This window comes from Stenotrophomonas maltophilia group sp. RNC7 (assembly GCF_030910085.1).
GTDB classification, from domain to species: Bacteria; Pseudomonadota; Gammaproteobacteria; order Xanthomonadales; family Xanthomonadaceae; genus Stenotrophomonas; species Stenotrophomonas sepilia.
In genome coordinates, this window is record NZ_JAVFVN010000458.1 from 1 (window position 1) to 446 (window position 446).

Annotated in this window: 1 protein-coding gene; it reads right to left on the reverse strand. The window is 35.0% G+C overall.

The features are described 5' to 3' along the window. Positions 1–349 (reverse strand): GNAT family N-acetyltransferase (locus RCF13_RS07925; RefSeq protein WP_308141046.1); only part of this gene is annotated, 349 nt, incomplete at its 3' end. Positions 350–446: the final 97 nt, after the last annotated feature.

Here is a 446-nt window from a genome sequence, read left to right on the forward strand (position 1 = left end):
CATATAGGTTCCTAGCTCTCTTATTATCCAAATCTACATGAAGGGACAATTTGCCTTCTGTTAATTCTATCATCTGATGAATAAGTTCCGTGGCGATTCCTCTGCCTTTGTTCCCTGCCTTTGTACCGATATAGCCTAAATGATAGGTAGGAATAAAATCTTTAAATCCAAGATTTACAACCACACATACGCCTTGAGGAATATTATTTCTAAGAGCGATCAGTATAAACCCAGATTTTATAGCAGATTCAACTGCATCTTCAGTTTCTTCTATGGGGTCAGAATAGTCCTGTAACCACGCTTTGATCCAATTGGAAATTGTCTCCCTAGAATATCTTTCAAAGTTCATTACTCTATAAATCTCCAATAAAAAAATATAAAAGGAGTGATTTACGAAATATTCCCTCTTCTAATTCTCTAATGACAATTGAGGCATACAATTCAAT